Raw genomic sequence first — 17,426 nt, 5'->3', positions numbered from 1 at the left:
ACATTATCTAATTTTCAATGTCACCAAACTTATTATGGCCAGTAAAATGCCTATAATCCAAAAGCGCGTAACAATCTTACTTTCATGATACCCAGACTTTTGATAATGGTGATGCAATGGCGACATTTTAAAAATGCGCCTGCCTTCCCCATATTTCTTTTTGGTATATTTAAACCAGCCCACCTGCATGATCACCGATAAATTTTCGGCCAAAAAGATGCCACACAATACCGGAATTAGCCATTCCTTACGTACCGCAATAGCTATTACCGCGATGATTCCGCCAATGGTCAAACTTCCCGTATCCCCCATAAACACTTGTGCCGGATAGGTATTATACCACAAGAACCCTATTAAAGCCCCAACAAAAGCGGCGATATAAATGGTTATTTCTTGAACTCCTGGGATGTACATAATGTTGAGATAATCTGAAAAAATGATATTACTCGACACCCATGCAAATATGCCCAGCGTAAGTACTATTATAGCCGAAGTCCCTGCCGCCAGACCGTCTATTCCATCGGTAAGATTAGCTCCATTGGATACTGCTGTTATAATGATAATAGATACCAGTATAAAAATGACCCAAGCGTATTTCTTCAAATCTGGGCTAATCCAAGTGATTAAAGACGCATAATCAAATTCATTGCCTTTCACAAAAGGGATGGTGGTTTTAGTTGACTTAGCTTCGTCTTGAAATAATTTTGAAGGTGAAATGTTTGGGTTCTCCGCTAGTAATTCCTGCAGTTGTTCCTCAGGCAATTTTTCTTTTATGGTAACATCTGAATTAAAAAACAAGGTCAGCCCCACAATCAAACCCAGTCCTACCTGCCCCATCACCTTAAACCTACCCTTAAGCCCTTCTTTATCATTCTTGAACTTCTTTAAATAATCGTCCACAAAACCAATGGTTCCCATCCACAGCGTGGTAACCACCAAAAGAATGATGTATATATTATCAAGTTTTGCCAATAAAAAGACCGGTATAAGTGTCGCCAAAATGATAATAATACCACCCATGGTTGGTGTTCCGGCCTTTTCCTGCTGACCTTCCAAACCTAGATCCCTAATGGTTTCGCCCATTTGCTTTTTCAATAAAAACCTAATAATGCGCTTACCATAAATAGTAGAGATTAACAGTGATAAAATTATGGCAAAAGCTGCCCTGAAGGTTATAAAACCAAAAAGGGAAGCTCCTGGAAACTGGAACTGTTTTTCTAAGTATTCGAATAGATAATATAACATCGACTCTTATTTAAATTTTAAAACCTCTCGGCTACGCTCGAGGTAACATTTTGTTTTTAATATTTTAGAATATTTTCTTCTTAACACCTATTTCTGTAAAAGCTTTAAATATTCTTGCACAATTTTAAAATCATCAAAATCAAAGCGCTCTCCTTTAATCTCCTGATAGGTTTCGTGCCCCTTTCCAGCTATTAAAATGATATCGTTTGCTTTTGCCATTTGACAGGCCGTTTTTATAGCTTGTCGCCTATCGGTTATCGAAACCACTTTCTTAAAATGCTGCGGCTCCACACCTTTTTCTATATCTTCAATGATGGCTTCGGGAATTTCACTTCGGGGATTGTCACTAGTAAAAATTACTTTTGTACTTAGTGCCGAAGCAATATGTCCCATTTTAGGACGTTTGGTTTTATCCCGATCGCCCCCACAGCCCACTACGGTAATCAATTCTTCATTTTTGGTTCTGATGCTATTGATGGTTTCCAACACATTTTTCAAAGCATCTGGAGTATGGGCATAATCGACAATAGCCGTAATGTTTTCATCTGAAATTAAATACTGAAAACGCCCACTAACACTTTCCAACTCACTTATTAAGCGCAGCACCTCCACTTTTTCGAGCCCTAATAATTCTGCTGTAGCATAAATTGCCAATACGTTATAGGCATTAAAACTACCTATAAGTCTAGTCCACAATTCACTATCATTTAGTTTAAGCAACAGCCCCCCAAACTGATTTTCCAATATTTGGGCTTTGTAATCGGCATAACCTTTTAGGGCATAGGTAGATTTTCTCGCTTTGGTATTTTGCAACATGAACAGCCCATTTTTATCATCTACATTTACCAATGCAAAAGCTTGGGATGACAAAGCATCAAAGAATTGTTTTTTTACATCCCTATATTCCGCAAAGGTGTTATGATAATCCAAATGATCATGGCTAAGGTTAGTGAAAATACCCCCTTCAAAACGCAAGCCTTCCGTCCGCTTTTGGTGAATGCCATGTGAGCTTACTTCCATAAAACAGAATTCCACCCCAACATCGTTCATTGCTTTCAAATACTTATTAATGGCAATGGAATCTGGCGTAGTATGCGTGGCTTTATATTCTTTATTATCTACCATAATTTTTACAGTAGACAATAAGCCCACCTTATAGCCCGCCTTTTTAAACAGCTGATATAACAAACTGGCAACGGTAGTCTTTCCATTGGTTCCCGTTACACCTACCAACTTCAGATTCTCTGAAGGCACCCCATAAAAATTGGATGCCATAATCGCCAAGGCTTCATTGGAATTGCCCACCTCTACATAAGTCACCTCTTTTATCAGGTTTTGGGGCAATGCTTCACAAATAATTGCCACAGCGCCTTGCTCTAAGGCCTTATTAATATACTCATGCCCATCGGCAACATGTCCCCGAACCGCAATAAACACATCGCCTTGCTGGATCTTACGGGAATCGAATTCCAGGGCATTAACAACAACACCCGTATCTCCCACCACGGCATTTATGGAAACCCTATACAATATGTCTTTAAGCGCCATCATGAAGCCGTTAATACTATGGTTTGATTATCACTCAACTTATTATGTTCTTTTACCGATTGCTTTTTCACAACACCATTACCCTGCAACTTCACCTTAACTTTAACCTGCATATTCTCTAATAGTGCTAGTGCATCCATTGCTGGTAAACCCACCACATTAGGCATTACGGTTTTATACTTTTTAGCCAACTCGTAATAGTTTTCAAATTCCTTTTCGGCTAATTGGCTTTGCACCTCTAAGGTTTTAACCTCATCGATAATTGGTGTATCTGTAAATATTTTCTGGGCTATTTTTTTAAATACCGGACCAGACACATCCGCTCCGTAAAAACCAACCTTCGTACTAGGCTTATGAATAACCACGATACAGGAATACTTTGGGTTTTCAGCTGGAAAATACCCCACAAAAGACGAGATGTACCTTGGATTTTCTTTCCAATCAGGCATTGCATAATCTACCCTAGCAGTCCCAGTTTTTCCAGCCATGGAAAAATTTTCAGAATACAACCTTCTTCCAGTTCCACGCACCACAACATTTTTCAACATTTCTTGAGCCTTAGAAATAGTCTCCTTAGAACATATTTGCTTATTGATAACCTCTTTTTTAAAAGGCACAATAACCTTATCGAATTCCTTTACCTCTTTTAAAAATTGAGGCTTCACCATTTCGCCATTATTAGCTACAGCGTTATAAAATGTTAAGGTTTGCAATGGAGTCATTTGTAGATTATACCCATAAGCCATTGAAGGTAGTGCATTCCTACTCCAGATTTTATCCCCTGGACTAGGAATGATCGGCTTCCCTTCTCCTAAAATTGGTAAACCCAAAGTATTGTGCAAACCCCATTCTTTCAATCTTTCTATAAATCTCTTTGGACTCTTAGAATAATTATCATCTACAATGGTAGCCAAACCTATATTCGATGACAACTCAAAAGTTCTTGCTACAGATATTTCACCATGCCCCCTAGTATCCGTTATCGCCCTACCATAAAATCTCTTATATCCATTTTTTGTATCCACCATAGTAGATGTATCAATCACTCTATCCTCCAAAGCCACCATTAAAGCCATTAATTTAAACGTAGACCCAGGCTCATGGCTTTCACCAACAGCATAATTCAAACGCTCATAATACGTCCCTTTTGAACTTCTTCCTAAGTTGGAGATTGCTTTAACCTCACCTGTTTTGGTTTCCATAACCACCACACAGCCATGACCAGCTTTATATTTTTCCAACTGCTCCAAAAGGGCGTGATGTGCAATATCTTGTATGTTAACATCAATTGTTGTGTAAACATCATACCCATCTTTAGGTTCAATTTGATTAGCATCGGTTAAAGGTTTCCATTTACCTTTGCCTATTTTTTGTTTTAAGCGTTTGCCATCGGTACCTCTTAAATATTTCACACCAAAAGCACCATCAATTCCGGGGCGTGTTACATTACCATAGTCGTCGATATGCTCATAACCAATAGTTCTGCGGGCAATGCTCCCCATAGGGAACTCCCGCTTGGTATTCTGTTCTACAATCAGCCCACCAGGAATAGCACCTTTATTCAACAATGGAAAATTCCTAAAACGGATATAATCGGAATACCCAATATCTTTAATCAACAACAGATATTGATCTTTATTGGCACGCGCCTTTCTTATTAACTTTTCGTAATAGGCTGAAGATTTTCCGGAATAGCCCGATAGTGAATCACACAATCCTTTTATGTGAGCTTCAAAAAGCTTTGCTGAAGACACTACAGCATCTATTGCAATGTTGTACTTAGGAATGGATGTTGCCAACAAACTCCCATCATCGGCATACACATTCCCACGATTGGCCGGAATGGTTACATTTTTGACAGCTTGTTTTTCTGCCAGATTTTTATATTTATCGCCTTGAAGAAACTGTACACTTGCCAATTTAAACACCACAGCAAGCCCGAAGACGAACATACATCCTGCTACAAAATACAATCGGTTCAATATGTTTTTCTCGTTTACTGCCAATTTAACTAGCTACTTTTGAGATTTAACTTTTATCTTTTGGGGCGGGATCAAGGACGGCGCCAACCCTTTTTCTTTCATTTTTAATGCTACTGCCGATTCCATTTTAAGCTGCATAAGCCTGGAGCGCCCATCCAAAAATTTAGAGCGCAGCTCCTTTACTTCATTATTCAACCTTGCGATTTCATACACTTTTTTATCGGCACTATGCGAGCTCGCAATCATTACTATAGCCAAAACAGAAATGAAAATAATAGACCTCCAATTTTTAAAGGAGTCATCACTCACCAAAAATGTTCCTTTTAATATGCTATAGATCTTTTTCTTCATTTATATCTTTTCAGCGATACGCAACTTGGCACTCCTCGCTCTATTATTTAATGCTATTTCCTCTTTGGTTGGCACAATAAGGCCGTTAACTTTTTTAAGAGGTACTTCAAAATTTCCAAAAACATCACGTTCTGGCTCTCCTTCAAACAAACCATTTCTTATAAAACGCTTTACAAGCCTATCCTCTAAGGAGTGATAAGAGATTAAACTTAAACGCCCTCCCACATTTAACAGTTCTGGAGTTTGCATCAAAAACTCTTTAAGCGCTTCAATTTCCTGGTTCACCTCTATCCTAATAGCCTGATATATTTGCGCCAACACTTTATTTTCATGTCTTGGTGGCAAAAACTTTTTCAACACCTGCTTTAACTGACTGCTCGTCACAATAGGCTCCTGCTCTCTATACGCCACAATCAATCTTGCCATTGCCGGTGCCGCCCGTAATTCGCCATATTGCCAGAACACTTGTTTTAACCGCTCTTCTTCATAGGTATTAACCACATGATAAGCCGAGAGCTCATCTTTCTGGTTCATCCGCATATCCAAGTCGGCCTCAAAACGTGTTGAAAAGCCTCGTTCGGCAACATCAAACTGATGGGATGACACCCCAAAATCGGCCAAAATCCCATCTACTTTTTTAACCCCATGAAACCGCAAAAAGCGTTTTATATATCTAAAATTTTCGCTAATGAACGTAAACCTGGGGTCCTCAATTATATTCTTAAGAGCGTCTTGATCTTGATCGAAAGCAAACAACCTCCCTTTATCACCTAGCCTATTTAATATTTCCTTACTATGACCTCCACCTCCAAAAGTCACATCAACATAAACACCATCTGGTTTTATATTTAATCCATCAACCGTTTCCTGTAACAGTACAGGGTTATGATATTCCATAGTCGTCATCGTCTTGTCCCATTACCTCTTCTGCCAAATCGGCAAAATCTAAAGCCGCATCGCTTATAGCCTGCTCGTATAGGTCTTTATCCCATATCTCCACAATGTTAATAGCCGAAGCCACAACAATATGTTTCGAAATATTTGCAAAAACCGTTAAATCCTTTGGAATCAATAAACGCCCATTAACATCAACCTCAACCATTTTAACACCTGCAGTAAACCGACGAATAAAATCGTTGTTCTTTTTTTTGAAGCGATTAAGCTTATTCACCTTCTGCATAAGGTTTTGCCACTCTTGCATAGGATACAGCTCGAGACACTTTTGAAATACCGAACGTCGCAACACAAAACCCTCCTGCAAGACAGGAGTAAGTTGCTTTTTCAACGCAACAGGCATCATTAATCGTCCTTTCGCATCGACTTTACATTCGTATGTCCCTATTAATGAATCCAATGAGGTTGGCTAATGTTTTGGTGTTTAAGTTTCAAATATATTGAAAATTTTACCACATTTTACCACATTATACCACTTTGTTGATAAATTTTCGCTTAAATGCACATTAAAACTGATTTTCCACAACCTAATAGACCACTCCCACTCATTATCAAAGCATTAAGAATTTCATAGAAAAAACCAAACCGTTGTTAACATCTTGATTGCCTTATTTATTTTTTGATAATAAATTAAAATGATTGAAATATGAATGATTTAACTATATTTGTTTTTAACGTAATGACCAACTGATTAATGACGCACCGTTTAAAAAAGGAAAAAAATTACAGTTATATAGAAGCAGGCGAAGGCACTCCCATTATAGTGCTACATGGGCTTATGGGGGGATTAAGCAATTTTAGTTCTGTCTTAGATTTTTTTAGTACCAAGAACTATAAAGTTATCATTCCCGAGCTCCCCATTTACACCATGTCTTTACTCAAGACCAATGTAAAAAGCTTTGCTAAATACCTACAGGAATTTATTGAGTTTAAAGGTTATAAAGAAGTTATTTTACTGGGTAATTCGCTAGGTGGCCATATTGGGCTTTACCACACCAAGCACTATCCCGAAAAAGTAAAGGCACTTGTGATTACTGGAAGCTCTGGACTATACGAAAGTGCCATGGGCGGTGGTTACACCAAACGCAGTGATTATGAAGTAATTAAAAAGAAAGCCCAGGAGGTGTTTTACGATCCTGAGGTAGCTACAAAAGAAATTGTAGACGAAGTATTCGAAACTGTAAACGACCGAAACAAGCTTATAAAAACCTTGGCCATTGCCAAAAGTGCCATACGCCATAATATGGCTAAAGATTTGCCTAATATGCAAACGCCTACCTGTATTATTTGGGGAAAAAACGATAATGTAACCCCTCCTGAAGTTGCCGAAGAGTTTAATGACTTGTTACCGGACTCTGATTTGTATTGGATAGACAAGTGTGGCCACGCTGCCATGATGGAACATCCAGACGAATTCAACAATATACTAGATGGCTGGTTACAGGAGCGAGGGTTTTAACTTGAAGTTAACCGTCGTGGTATCTAGTCTCAGTATTCAGTCGCAGTGTTTTGTGACCCTTTTTATTAGATTGATTGGAGATTGACTAGGGATTAATTGTAGATTGACCAGATATTTACTAGAAGATTGTTTGAAACAGCTTTACTTTGTAACCTTGAATCCCAAACCTTGAACTTTAAACCAGCAAACCAAGAACTCACAACACCATGCAAATAAAATCTGCCGAATTTGTAATGAGCAATTCCGATGTTGCTAAATGCCCCAAAAGCATGCTCCCCGAATATGCTTTTATTGGCAGAAGCAATGTAGGCAAGTCGTCGCTAATTAATATGCTAACCGGCAGAAAAAGTTTGGCCAAGACTTCGGGAAGACCTGGAAAAACACAGCTTATTAACCATTTTTTAATCAATAAGAATTGGCATTTGGTTGACTTGCCAGGCTATGGTTATGCTCGCGTATCTAAAACAGCAAAAAAGACCTTCCAAAAATTCATTACCCAATATTTTGCCTTGCGTGAACAATTGGTAACCGCTTTTGTATTGGTAGACATACGGCACCAACCACAAACAATAGATTTAGAATTTATGCAATGGCTAGGCGAAAACGGCATTCCCTTCTCCATAATATTTACCAAAGCCGATAAGCTAAAACCCAATGCCAGTATAAGACATGTAGAAGATTATAAAAATGTGCTTTTGGAAACCTGGGAAGCCATGCCCAACTACTTTATTACCTCGTCTTCAAAAGACATTGGAAAAGAAGAAGTCTTAAATTATATTGATGAATTGAACAGGAATATGGATTTAATTTCTAATTAATTTACACAGTAAAATTCCTTAAATTTACGGTAAAGCCTGTTCCCCAAAAGCAGAACAATTTAACGATTCCGTATTTAAAATGAATAGAACAGAAGTCGCCAACAGCTATTTAAAGTACCTTGAAAATGGAAACATCGAACAAATTATTGCGCTGTTTGATGAAGATGGTATTGTTGAGTCACCCCTCTATGGCACAAAAAGTACAAGCGTGTTTTATAATACTTTAAACAACGACACCTCGGCTTCCAAACTTAATCTTAAGGGTATATTTGAACAAATAAACTCCAATACTATAGCGCTTTATTTCACCTACATATGGACTTTAAAAAACAATGAGACCGTTACATTTGATGTTGTTGACATTATTGAGTTCAGCGCAAAAAACAAAATCAAAACCCTAAAGATAATATACGACACGGCCATCACCCGAAAATTAGTAGAACGCTTGAATGAGCAGTAACATGAAGAGTATTCAATACCTCTTTTGCTTATTACATCTTAATTGTAATAAAAAACCTCGCCTCTTTATTGTTATAAGAAATTTTGCTGTATTAGTGAAACTATAGTGGGTGTTTGTGCAAAGTTGCTTTTATATTATAGTTGGCATTAATTTTAATACTAATTATTATGGGGCTATTTTTAATTTTAAAATAATAAAAACTGTTTACAACCCTACTTGCTATTTTACAAGTCCTTTTTTTCAAAAAAAGACATATTTAATACCCTTAAAATAGGCACTAAATACGTTCATCCTTCAAATCGAGCAGTTTGTACCTTCAATAAAGCTGTTCCTACACATACTTTAACAACTAAAATCAAAACAGATATATTTGTGCAGTAATAATACCCCAAGTACTCAATGAAGTTTAATCTTTCCATAAAATTTATAATACATTTTCTTTTTTGGGCGTTCTATATTTTTGTTGTGTTCTATCTAGGCCCAACCCATGGCAAGCATATGGGCTGGCACCATACCATAGATTTCCGCTTATTATCTTTGGTTTTGGGAGTTACCTATTTTAACGATTTATTTTTGCTGCCCAAACTGTTTAACAGCAAAAAGTATTTATACTATGCATTGGCTATAACTGCGTTGCTTTTTATAGCAACTATATTTTATTGTTATAAAATTGTAGAATGTTCTTGTAGCTATACCATCTGTTTATCGGATAACTTTTGGAAAATATTACTGCCAATTGTCTTTTTATCCTTTATATGGGTGTTGTTACGTCTTTTTGATCACCAAAAAGAACTTGAAAAAACAAATAAAGAACGGTTGGAAATGGAACTTAAATACCTTAAATCGCAGATAAACCCACACGTTTTATTCAACAATCTAAACACGATATACGCCGAAGCCCTTAAAAACGAAGATGATGTTGCTGAAATGATTTTAAAGCTTTCCGAAAATTTAAAATATGTTCTATACCAAAGCGATAGTAATTTAGTTGGACTGGAAAAAGAAGTCGATTTTATAGATAATTATTTGGAATTCGAACAACTGCGCACACAAGGAATAAATAGAATTACTTATACAAAAAACATCGATTCCTTCAATTACAACATTGCTCCTCTATTGCTTATTGGTCTCGTTGAAAATGCCTTTAAGCACGGTAAGTTCAAAGAAGATGATTTATGTGATATAACTATAACTTTATCTGTAAAAGACGGACTCCTCCACTTTATTTGCAAGAATGAATGTAATCCATTAAAAAGTAGCATAAAAACCGATAAGAACTCACAAATAGGATTAGTTAATTTAAGAAAACGATTAGACCTGATTTACAAAGACAAGTATGAGTTTACAACATCTCAAGAAGATGATGTCTTTATTGCAAACTTAAAAATAGAATTACTATGAACTGTATTATTATAGAGGATGAAGTTCCTGCACAAGACATCTTAACAAGCTACATTAAAAAAATTGACAGCTTAGAGTTAATAGGTGTATTTAATTCTCCGTTAAAATCCCAAGACATCTTAAGCACAAAAAAAGTAGACCTTATTTTTTTAGATATTAATTTACCCAATATCTCTGGGCTAAGCTTTTTAAAATCACTTTCAAATCCGCCAAGCGTTATAATGACAACAGCGTATTCAAACTATGCAGTAGAAAGTTTTGAACAAGATGCTATTATCGACTATTTAGTGAAACCCATTAGTTTTGAAAGGTTTCTAAAAGCTATTAATAAAGCTGAATCGATTAATAAACCTTTTAACAATATTCAAGTACAACAATCTGAAGTCACACAGGATTCTGAATCAATATTTATAAACGTAGACAAAACATTACATAAAATAAAATTAGAAGATATACGCTATGTACAATCCGATAGAAACTATGTTACCATATCTACAAAACAAATCAATTTTTCATTTATAGATACACTAAAAAAATGGGGAGATATTTTGTGCGATAGCAAATTTATTCAAGTACATAAATCATACATCATAAATATAGAATATATTGAAAAAGTAACAGGAAATATAGCCTATATAGACCGAAAGGAAAAAATCCCAATAGGAAGAACATTTAAAGAACCTTTATTTTCGAAAATAAAGCCAATTAATTAAAACAATAAGGATTGAAATCTTACAGATATATTACCGATGAGTTAAATATAAGTTAGTGAAACCTACTTATTTGTGGACTAACTACCCACAGCGTATTCCCTCATTATTAAATTCTGGATGCCCAAACAGATTAAAATTATCAAAGCATAACATTTAATATTGATCTAATTAAGAGCAGCCGAACAAGATTTACCCTTTCACATCCATGGCATCCCTTAAGGCATTCCCCATAAGCATAAAGGCCATGACCAAACTCATAATACACAAGCCTGGGATGATAGCCAGATAAGGCTTCCCCAAAATAATGTAATTGTAATGGTCTTTAATCATGGCACCCCAACTGGCCATGGGCGGTTGCGCTCCAATACCCAAAAAGCTAAGACCACTTTCTATTAAAATAGCAGCAGCAAAATTTGCTGCCGAAATTACAATAACCGGCGCCATAATGTTAGGTAGAATATGCTTTGTTATAATTCTAAAGTCGTTAAATCCCAAGGCTCTTGCTGCGGTAACATATTGCATCTCCTTAACACTAATAATTTGCCCCCGTACTACCCTAGCAACCTCAACCCACATAGTTAATCCCACAGCGATAAACACTTGCCAAAAGCCTTTCCCTAAAGCCAAGGTTATAGCAATGACCAATAACAACGTAGGAATGGACCATGTCACGTTAATTACCCACATAATAAGTGCATCTACCTTACCGCCAAAATAGCCTGCTACACTGCCCATAAACACGCCTATAACCAAAGAAATGAACACCGCTACAAAACCTATAAAAAATGAGATTCTAGCGCCCACTAGCACCCTGCTCAACAAATCCCTTCCATACTTATCGGTACCAAACAAAAAGGTTCTTTCTTTAATAAATCCATCGACTGATTGATTTGGAAATGCATTTAAATCGATAGCCTTTTCTACCCCTTTTAATCCATCTGAAGCATATTCGGTGTAGGTTAAAACACCTTCCTTAACACTATAATTGGAAATGGGCACTTCGGTATTGACATGCTTTGCACCTAAAAACAGTTTACTTAATATGTTTTGTTCTGCTTTAGACTGGGAAGGTATGCTTAGCATCAACACATTAAACCCTGGCTGTTTGGAATGGATAGATAAATGCATCTGGTTAGCGTGTTGAGAATTATCTGGCGCCAACACATAAGCCAAAATAGAGACAATCCCAACAGCAACAATAAAGTAAAAACTAAAAACGCCCCAAAAGTTTGCTTTAAACTTCTGGAGCGCCAATTGTTTTAATGAGTGCGACTTATGACTCATACATATTTTAATTCTTTATTTTATTATCTGATGCAGCAGATACCACGCGCTTTACACCTAAAGAACGGTTTAAGTCTTCAAGCACGTTTAGTGCTTCTTCAATATATACATCTTGACTTAAGCTTTGGTGCCAACGCTCACGTTTTTCCTTTAAATTAGTTGTATCTGATGCAAACAAAGCCTTTTCGTAAGGCAACGACTCAAAACTTAAGTTGGTCTTATAATCTCCAATAGCATCAAACTTTTTCGCTTCTTGTTCGTTTTGCTCCAACTGCTCTTTGTATGTTTTATAGTTTAAAGAAAAAACCGTTTCATCAATCTTACTTTTTACCCATTTGGCATTTTCTTCAATAAGCCTTAATTGCTCATTATCCTTCATACGCTCATTGCTCTTGCTAATGGCTTCATCGTAATCGAAATAATGGTCCCAAACCTTATAATCGGCCGGATCTATTTCATCATATGGCAATGGGTTGTCTTTATCCTTTTCACCCACTTCTATAAAACTAAAGCGGCCTGGCACCTTGACATCGCTCTTAACACCTTCCAACTGTACAGAACCCCCATTAATCCTATAGTACTTTTGGGTGGTTAAAGCTAATGCCCCTAAATCGCCTTGAGTATTATTACTCACTATATTGTTAAGGTTAATTACATTTTGCACGGTTCCTTTGCCATAGGTTTGTTTACTACCAATAATAATTGCCCTTTTATAATCCTGCATCGCTGCTGCCATAATTTCTGAAGCAGAAGCCGATATTTCATTTACCAAAATCACTAAAGGCCCGTCCCATACTATAGACTTATCCCTATCGCTTAACACCTCTTTTGATTTCCCTGAAGAACGCACTTGCACAACTGGACCATCCTTAATAAACAATCCAGCCATATCTACCACAGCAGGTAAAGATCCGCCACCATTATCCCTTAAATCCAAAACAAGGCCTTTCATGCCTTCGGCTTTTAAGCGTTCTATTTCAAGTTTTACGTCTTTGGCAGCATTAAGGGTCTTATAATTTTGAAAATCCACATAAAAAGAGGGTAAGTTAATCACTCCAAACTTTTGGCTATCCTTCTCTACCACAGAGGCTTTAGCATAAGTTTCTCCTATCTCAATAATATCCCTTACTAAGGTCACTTCTTTTATGGTACCGTCTATCTTTTTTATGGTTAAAGTTACCTTGGTTCCCTTTGGCCCTTTAATATACTTAATAGCATCGTTTATACGCATGCCAACAATATTAACTGGCACATCTTCGTCTTCCTGCTTTACTTTTATGATAACATCCTCAACTTCCAGTTCATTACTTCGCCAAGCTGGGCCACCAGAAATTAATTCAACTATTTTAATATAGTCCATACGCTTTTGCAATCGCGCTCCAATCCCTTCGAGCTTTCCAGACATGCGCTCATCGAAATTCTCTTTGTTCTTGGGCGCCAAATAATAGGTATGTGGATCGAATTCCCCAACAATAGCATCTACATATATAGAAAACCATTCTTCTCGGGTTCTATCGTCGATATAATCATTAAATAAAACTTCAATGGAATTTAACGTTGATTCTCTAGCCTTTTGTTCAATTTCAGTATCTGTTTTTACAACATAAGCTGGGTCTTTTTTCTTTTTTGCTTTCTCTTCCAATAGCAAATCATCGTAATTATTAAGCGCAGAGAATTTGAGTTGCTTTCTCCAACGATCCTTCATTTGCTTTTTGTTTTTTACGAATCCTACATTATCAGAATTGGTTTCGAAGGTCTCGTCTATGGTATAATCGAATGGTGTGGAAAGCACTTCCTTGTAAATTTCCTTTGCTTCAGCAATACGCTGTATCAAACGTTCGTGTACCACATTAAAAAAGGTGATATCTACCGATTTTAACTGATCGTCCAAACTCCACTTATACCGTTCAAAATCCTTAATATCCGATTCGTAGAAGTAGCGTTTAAAGGGATCGACAGTTTCAATATAGTCTTCAAATAATTCTACTGAAAAATCATCATCCATCTCAATAGGATCGAAATGGCCCTGCTGTAATACATAGCTTATAATGCGAACCAATAATTTATCTTTATTGGGATCGTCGAACGTTTTTGCTGTAAAACTGCAGGATGCAAACGCCAATAATAATACTAACAATAAAACCTTATAGTTCCTTTTCATCATTTTTTTCATCATTTAATCTTCCGTTCTTTTATGTAAATAGCAACATATTTTCCACTAAAATAAAGAAAAAACTATGCCAATGGTTTTTATTGACACTAATTTTTTGTTAAACCAAAGAAATAAAGTGTTTACATAGGAAATTATGTATTTTAGCGATATAAAAATTAACAATAATGAGCAAGAGGCCTCTAATTTTAGTCACCAACGACGATGGCATAAATGCTACTGGCATTCGCACTTTAATTACTATAATGAAAACCATTGGCGACGTTATTGTTGTGGCTCCAGACAGTCCACAAAGTGGCATGGGTCATGCCATTACTTTAGACTCTACACTTTATGCCGAAGAACTTCATTATAAGGAAGGCGACCATAAAGAATATAGTTGCTCTGGCACACCTGCCGATTGTGTTAAATTGGCCATAAGGGAACTTTTGCACAGAAAACCAGATTTGTGTGTATCTGGGATTAACCACGGTTCAAATTCCTCGATTAATGTTATTTATTCTGGTACGATGAGTGCGGCCATTGAAGCTGGGATAGAAGGTATTCCTGCTATTGGTTTTTCGCTTCTTAACTATAAGTGGAATGCGCAATTCGACGCCTGTATTCCTTTCGTAAAAACCATCACAGAAAATGTTTTAGCTAATGGTTTACCTAGTGGCGTTGTTCTAAATGTTAATATTCCCGATATCGAAGAAAAAGATATTAAGGGCATTAAAATATGCAGACAAGCACGTGCCAATTGGGTTGAAGAATTCGACAAACGCATCAATCCACAAGGAAAGGACTATTATTGGCTAACTGGTAAATTTGTGAATTTAGATGGCGGTGAAGACACCGATGAATGGGCGTTGGAAAACAATTATGTTTCGTTGGTTCCCGTGCAATTCGATTTAACCGCGCATCAGCATATTGAAAACATTAAAAACTGGAATTTCAAACTATAAAAACACTGGATTGTACATGAAGAAAGATCTATTTATTGGCATATTTGTTGGCTTGGTTTCAAATGCCATTGGCCTATTTTTAGCGGCTACACTGCTAGGTCAAGGCGACGATTTCACTAAGGTTATTAAAGCCGCAGCTAACGAGGGCTTTTTAGGAAAACTTATTAGCCTTGGCGCCATATTGAACTTAATTGCGTTTTTTATTTTCATTAAGAAAAAACAAGATTACCGAGCCCGTGGTGTACTGTTAATAACAGTTTTTATAGCGGTATTTACATTTGTCTTTAAATTATTTTAAATTGATCTAAAAACCTGAGCGCTTTCTGTTCCTTACAAAGGTCTCGACTGCGCTCGACCTGACAACTAACATATGAAATACTATATTATAGCAGGTGAAGCTTCGGGAGATTTGCATGGCTCCAATCTTATGAAGGCATTGTTAAAAAAAGATGTCAATGCCGATTTTAGGTTTTGGGGCGGTGATTTGATGCAAGCCGTTGGAGGCACTTTGGTAAAACACTATAAGGAACGTTCCTTTATGGGATTTGTTGAAGTACTTAAAAACTTACCGAAAATCTTCAAGGACATCTCGCTGTGCAAAAACGATATTATCAGTTATCATCCTGATGCCCTCATTTTTATTGACAATTCTGGGTTTAATTTACGTATTGCCAAATGGGCCAAACAACAAGGTTTTAGAACCAATTATTATATCTCGCCACAAGTTTGGGCCTCCCGCGCCAAACGAGTACATGCCATAAAAAGGGATATCGATGCCATGTACGTGATTTTGCCTTTTGAAAAAGCGTTTTATAAAACTTTTGATTACGACGTTACTTTTGTTGGGCACCCCTTAATTGATGCTATTTCAGATCGGAAACAGGTTGATGAGTATGAATTCAGAAAACAACACCTTCTAAACGATAAGCCCATAATAGCTTTGTTACCGGGAAGCAGAAAGCAAGAGATAACAAAAACACTGTCGGTTATGCTTAGCTTGGTTGACGAGTACCCTAAATATCAATTTGTTATTGCAGGTGCCCCCAGTCAGGATTTCGAATTTTATAGTCCCTTCATCAACAACCCTAATGTGGGGTTTGTAAATAATAAAACTTACGACCTCTTAAGTGTGTCTACAGCTGCTTTGGTTACCTCGGGCACAGCGACTTTGGAAACTGCCCTATTTAAAGTTCCCCAAGTAGTATGTTACAGAGGCAGTAACATTTCCTATCAAATTGCTAAGCGCATTATTACCCTAAAGTATATTTCTTTGGTAAATTTGATTATGGACAAAAAAGTGGTTACCGAATTGATCCAAAACGATTTTAACAGTAAACAGCTTAAAAAAGAATTGGATATTATTTTAGATGATTACGAACGTACTAAATTCTTTTTAGACTATTATGACTTGGAATTAAAATTGGGTGGTAAAGGCGCCAGCGACAAAACAGCCGATTTAATTTTTAAATCATTAAAAGCTTAAGAATTAATATGCGAGAAATTTTAGTTATTCTTCTCATAACAGCCTGTTTTAGTAGTTGTAAATCTACAAAACGTGCAAAAACTTCCAGAACAGAAACTTCAAAATCAGCAGTTAAAATACCTCAACCCAATATAAGCAAAAACACACTAGAACCACTTAAAGTAATCACCTTACAGGACAGCATTACCAACTATGCCAAAACCTTCAAGGGGGTTAAGTACAAATGGGGCGGCACCACCTCGTCTGGAATGGATTGTTCTGGTTTGGTATTCGAATCGTTTAGGACCCATCATATTTTTTTGCCAAGAATCTCAAGAGACATGGCTAAAAAGGGTTCTAGAATTAAACTAAAAGATATTGCAAAAGGGGACCTTCTTTTTTTTAAAACTGGCAGGAGTAAACGAAACGCCATAAATCATGTAGGTCTAGTTATTGAAGTAACAAATAAAGACATTGCATTTATTCATGCTACCACCAGAAAAGGTGTCATTTCTTCTCTTCTTTCCGAAACCTATTGGAAAAATGCTTTTTTTGAAGCACGGCGTTATATAGATTAGGTTCATGGTTTAACATTTAAAGTTCAAGGTTTAAGGCTTAAAATTGAAAACAGTCAA

Annotated in this window: 17 protein-coding genes; 9 read left to right on the top strand and 8 right to left on the bottom strand. The window is 36.7% G+C overall.

Annotated elements, in window-relative coordinates:
- Positions 1 to 3 precede the first annotated feature (3 nt).
- The 6 genes from mraY to mraZ form a co-directional block, all read right to left on the bottom strand.
- The gene (gene mraY, locus MR062_RS01405) at positions 4 to 1,245 is read right to left on the bottom strand and encodes a phospho-N-acetylmuramoyl-pentapeptide-transferase (protein WP_242202264.1); all 1,242 of its coding nucleotides are present in this window, start codon (positions 1,243 to 1,245) and stop codon (positions 4 to 6) included.
- An 87-nt stretch (positions 1,246 to 1,332) separates the two neighbouring features.
- Entirely contained in the window at positions 1,333 to 2,796 is a 1,464-nt protein-coding gene (locus tag MR062_RS01400; protein WP_242202263.1) for a UDP-N-acetylmuramoyl-L-alanyl-D-glutamate--2,6-diaminopimelate ligase, read from the bottom strand.
- The gene (locus MR062_RS01395) at positions 2,793 to 4,745 is read right to left on the bottom strand and encodes a penicillin-binding protein (protein ID WP_242202523.1); all 1,953 of its coding nucleotides are present in this window, start codon (positions 4,743 to 4,745) and stop codon (positions 2,793 to 2,795) included. Before MR062_RS01395 ends, MR062_RS01400 begins: the two co-directional genes overlap by 4 nt.
- Positions 4,746 to 4,808: 63 nt before the next feature.
- Positions 4,809 to 5,126 (bottom strand): FtsL-like putative cell division protein, encoded by a 318-nt coding sequence (locus tag MR062_RS01390; protein ID WP_242202262.1) that lies wholly within the window; start codon positions 5,124 to 5,126, stop codon positions 4,809 to 4,811.
- Positions 5,127 to 6,023: a 16S rRNA (cytosine(1402)-N(4))-methyltransferase RsmH gene (rsmH, locus tag MR062_RS01385; RefSeq protein ID WP_242202261.1), complete on the bottom strand. Its 897-nt coding sequence runs from the start codon at positions 6,021 to 6,023 to the stop codon at positions 5,127 to 5,129.
- Positions 6,010 to 6,480 carry a division/cell wall cluster transcriptional repressor MraZ gene (gene mraZ / locus MR062_RS01380; protein ID WP_242202260.1) on the bottom strand — a complete coding sequence of 157 codons (471 nt, stop codon included), beginning with the start codon at positions 6,478 to 6,480 and terminating at the stop codon, positions 6,010 to 6,012. The genes rsmH and mraZ overlap by 14 nt, the downstream gene beginning before the upstream one ends.
- Positions 6,481 to 6,774: 294 nt before the next feature.
- Here mraZ and MR062_RS01375 point away from each other — a divergent pair, with 294 nt between their 5' ends.
- The 5 genes from MR062_RS01375 to MR062_RS01355 all read left to right on the top strand — a co-directional run bounded on the left by MR062_RS01375 (position 6,775) and on the right by MR062_RS01355 (position 10,931).
- The gene (locus MR062_RS01375) at positions 6,775 to 7,539 is read left to right on the top strand and encodes an alpha/beta fold hydrolase (RefSeq protein ID WP_242202259.1); all 765 of its coding nucleotides are present in this window, start codon (positions 6,775 to 6,777) and stop codon (positions 7,537 to 7,539) included.
- Between the two features lie 206 nt (positions 7,540 to 7,745).
- Positions 7,746 to 8,357, top strand: a complete 612-nt coding sequence (gene yihA, locus MR062_RS01370) for a ribosome biogenesis GTP-binding protein YihA/YsxC (protein ID WP_242202258.1) — start codon at positions 7,746 to 7,748, stop codon at positions 8,355 to 8,357.
- 79 nt (positions 8,358 to 8,436) lie between these two features.
- Positions 8,437 to 8,817 (top strand): nuclear transport factor 2 family protein, encoded by a 381-nt coding sequence (locus MR062_RS01365; protein WP_242202257.1) that lies wholly within the window; start codon positions 8,437 to 8,439, stop codon positions 8,815 to 8,817.
- Positions 8,818 to 9,216: 399 nt separating this feature from the next.
- Entirely contained in the window at positions 9,217 to 10,218 is a 1,002-nt protein-coding gene (locus MR062_RS01360; RefSeq protein WP_242202256.1) for a sensor histidine kinase, read from the top strand.
- The gene (locus MR062_RS01355; RefSeq protein ID WP_242202255.1) at positions 10,215 to 10,931 is read left to right on the top strand and encodes a LytR/AlgR family response regulator transcription factor; all 717 of its coding nucleotides are present in this window, start codon (positions 10,215 to 10,217) and stop codon (positions 10,929 to 10,931) included. Before MR062_RS01360 ends, MR062_RS01355 begins: the two co-directional genes overlap by 4 nt.
- Positions 10,932 to 11,120: 189 nt before the next feature.
- Here the strand turns inward: MR062_RS01355 and MR062_RS01350 are convergent, their stop codons facing one another.
- Together MR062_RS01350 and MR062_RS01345 are read right to left on the bottom strand one after the other, a co-directional pair.
- Positions 11,121 to 12,215: an ABC transporter permease gene (locus MR062_RS01350; protein ID WP_242202254.1), complete on the bottom strand. Its 1,095-nt coding sequence runs from the start codon at positions 12,213 to 12,215 to the stop codon at positions 11,121 to 11,123.
- 7 nt (positions 12,216 to 12,222) lie between these two features.
- Positions 12,223 to 14,376, bottom strand: a complete 2,154-nt coding sequence (locus tag MR062_RS01345) for a carboxy terminal-processing peptidase (protein ID WP_242202522.1) — start codon at positions 14,374 to 14,376, stop codon at positions 12,223 to 12,225.
- Positions 14,377 to 14,552: 176 nt separating this feature from the next.
- Here MR062_RS01345 and surE point away from each other — a divergent pair, with 176 nt between their 5' ends.
- The 4 genes from surE to MR062_RS01325 all read left to right on the top strand — a co-directional run bounded on the left by surE (position 14,553) and on the right by MR062_RS01325 (position 17,369).
- Complete coding sequence (surE, locus tag MR062_RS01340) at positions 14,553 to 15,329, top strand: 5'/3'-nucleotidase SurE (protein WP_242202253.1); 777 nt, start codon at positions 14,553 to 14,555, stop codon at positions 15,327 to 15,329.
- A 16-nt stretch (positions 15,330 to 15,345) separates the two neighbouring features.
- Entirely contained in the window at positions 15,346 to 15,627 is a 282-nt protein-coding gene (locus tag MR062_RS01335) for a hypothetical protein (RefSeq protein WP_242202252.1), read from the top strand.
- 72 nt (positions 15,628 to 15,699) lie between these two features.
- Positions 15,700 to 16,812: a lipid-A-disaccharide synthase gene (gene lpxB / locus MR062_RS01330; RefSeq protein ID WP_242202251.1), complete on the top strand. Its 1,113-nt coding sequence runs from the start codon at positions 15,700 to 15,702 to the stop codon at positions 16,810 to 16,812.
- Between the two features lie 8 nt (positions 16,813 to 16,820).
- Entirely contained in the window at positions 16,821 to 17,369 is a 549-nt protein-coding gene (locus tag MR062_RS01325) for a C40 family peptidase (protein ID WP_242202250.1), read from the top strand.
- Positions 17,370 to 17,426 lie beyond the last annotated feature (57 nt).

This window comes from Aestuariivivens insulae, assembly GCF_022662195.1.
In the GTDB taxonomy this organism is placed as follows: domain Bacteria; phylum Bacteroidota; class Bacteroidia; order Flavobacteriales; family Flavobacteriaceae; genus Aestuariivivens; species Aestuariivivens insulae.
This window is presented reverse-complemented; position numbering and strand designations above follow the sequence as displayed.

What these genes read in the sequence shown, in the direction of transcription:
- MR062_RS01325 (WP_242202250.1), top strand. Translation starts at nt 16,821, where the DNA reads ATGCGAGAAATTTTAGTTATTCTTCTCATAACAGCCTGTTTTAGTAGT.
- MR062_RS01345 (WP_242202522.1), bottom strand. Translation starts at nt 14,376, where the DNA reads ATGAAAAGGAACTATAAGGTTTTATTGTTAGTATTATTATTGGCGTTT.
- MR062_RS01365 (WP_242202257.1), top strand. Translation starts at nt 8,437, where the DNA reads ATGAATAGAACAGAAGTCGCCAACAGCTATTTAAAGTACCTTGAAAAT.
- MR062_RS01400 (WP_242202263.1), bottom strand. Translation starts at nt 2,796, where the DNA reads ATGATGGCGCTTAAAGACATATTGTATAGGGTTTCCATAAATGCCGTG.
- MR062_RS01375 (WP_242202259.1), top strand. Translation starts at nt 6,775, where the DNA reads ATGACGCACCGTTTAAAAAAGGAAAAAAATTACAGTTATATAGAAGCA.
- MR062_RS01390 (WP_242202262.1), bottom strand. Translation starts at nt 5,126, where the DNA reads ATGAAGAAAAAGATCTATAGCATATTAAAAGGAACATTTTTGGTGAGT.
- MR062_RS01335 (WP_242202252.1), top strand. Translation starts at nt 15,346, where the DNA reads ATGAAGAAAGATCTATTTATTGGCATATTTGTTGGCTTGGTTTCAAAT.
- surE (WP_242202253.1), top strand. Translation starts at nt 14,553, where the DNA reads ATGAGCAAGAGGCCTCTAATTTTAGTCACCAACGACGATGGCATAAAT.
- yihA (WP_242202258.1), top strand. Translation starts at nt 7,746, where the DNA reads ATGCAAATAAAATCTGCCGAATTTGTAATGAGCAATTCCGATGTTGCT.
- lpxB (WP_242202251.1), top strand. Translation starts at nt 15,700, where the DNA reads ATGAAATACTATATTATAGCAGGTGAAGCTTCGGGAGATTTGCATGGC.
- MR062_RS01350 (WP_242202254.1), bottom strand. Translation starts at nt 12,215, where the DNA reads ATGAGTCATAAGTCGCACTCATTAAAACAATTGGCGCTCCAGAAGTTT.
- MR062_RS01360 (WP_242202256.1), top strand. Translation starts at nt 9,217, where the DNA reads ATGAAGTTTAATCTTTCCATAAAATTTATAATACATTTTCTTTTTTGG.
- MR062_RS01355 (WP_242202255.1), top strand. Translation starts at nt 10,215, where the DNA reads ATGAACTGTATTATTATAGAGGATGAAGTTCCTGCACAAGACATCTTA.
- rsmH (WP_242202261.1), bottom strand. Translation starts at nt 6,023, where the DNA reads ATGGAATATCATAACCCTGTACTGTTACAGGAAACGGTTGATGGATTA.
- MR062_RS01395 (WP_242202523.1), bottom strand. Translation starts at nt 4,745, where the DNA reads ATGTTCGTCTTCGGGCTTGCTGTGGTGTTTAAATTGGCAAGTGTACAG.
- mraY (WP_242202264.1), bottom strand. Translation starts at nt 1,245, where the DNA reads ATGTTATATTATCTATTCGAATACTTAGAAAAACAGTTCCAGTTTCCA.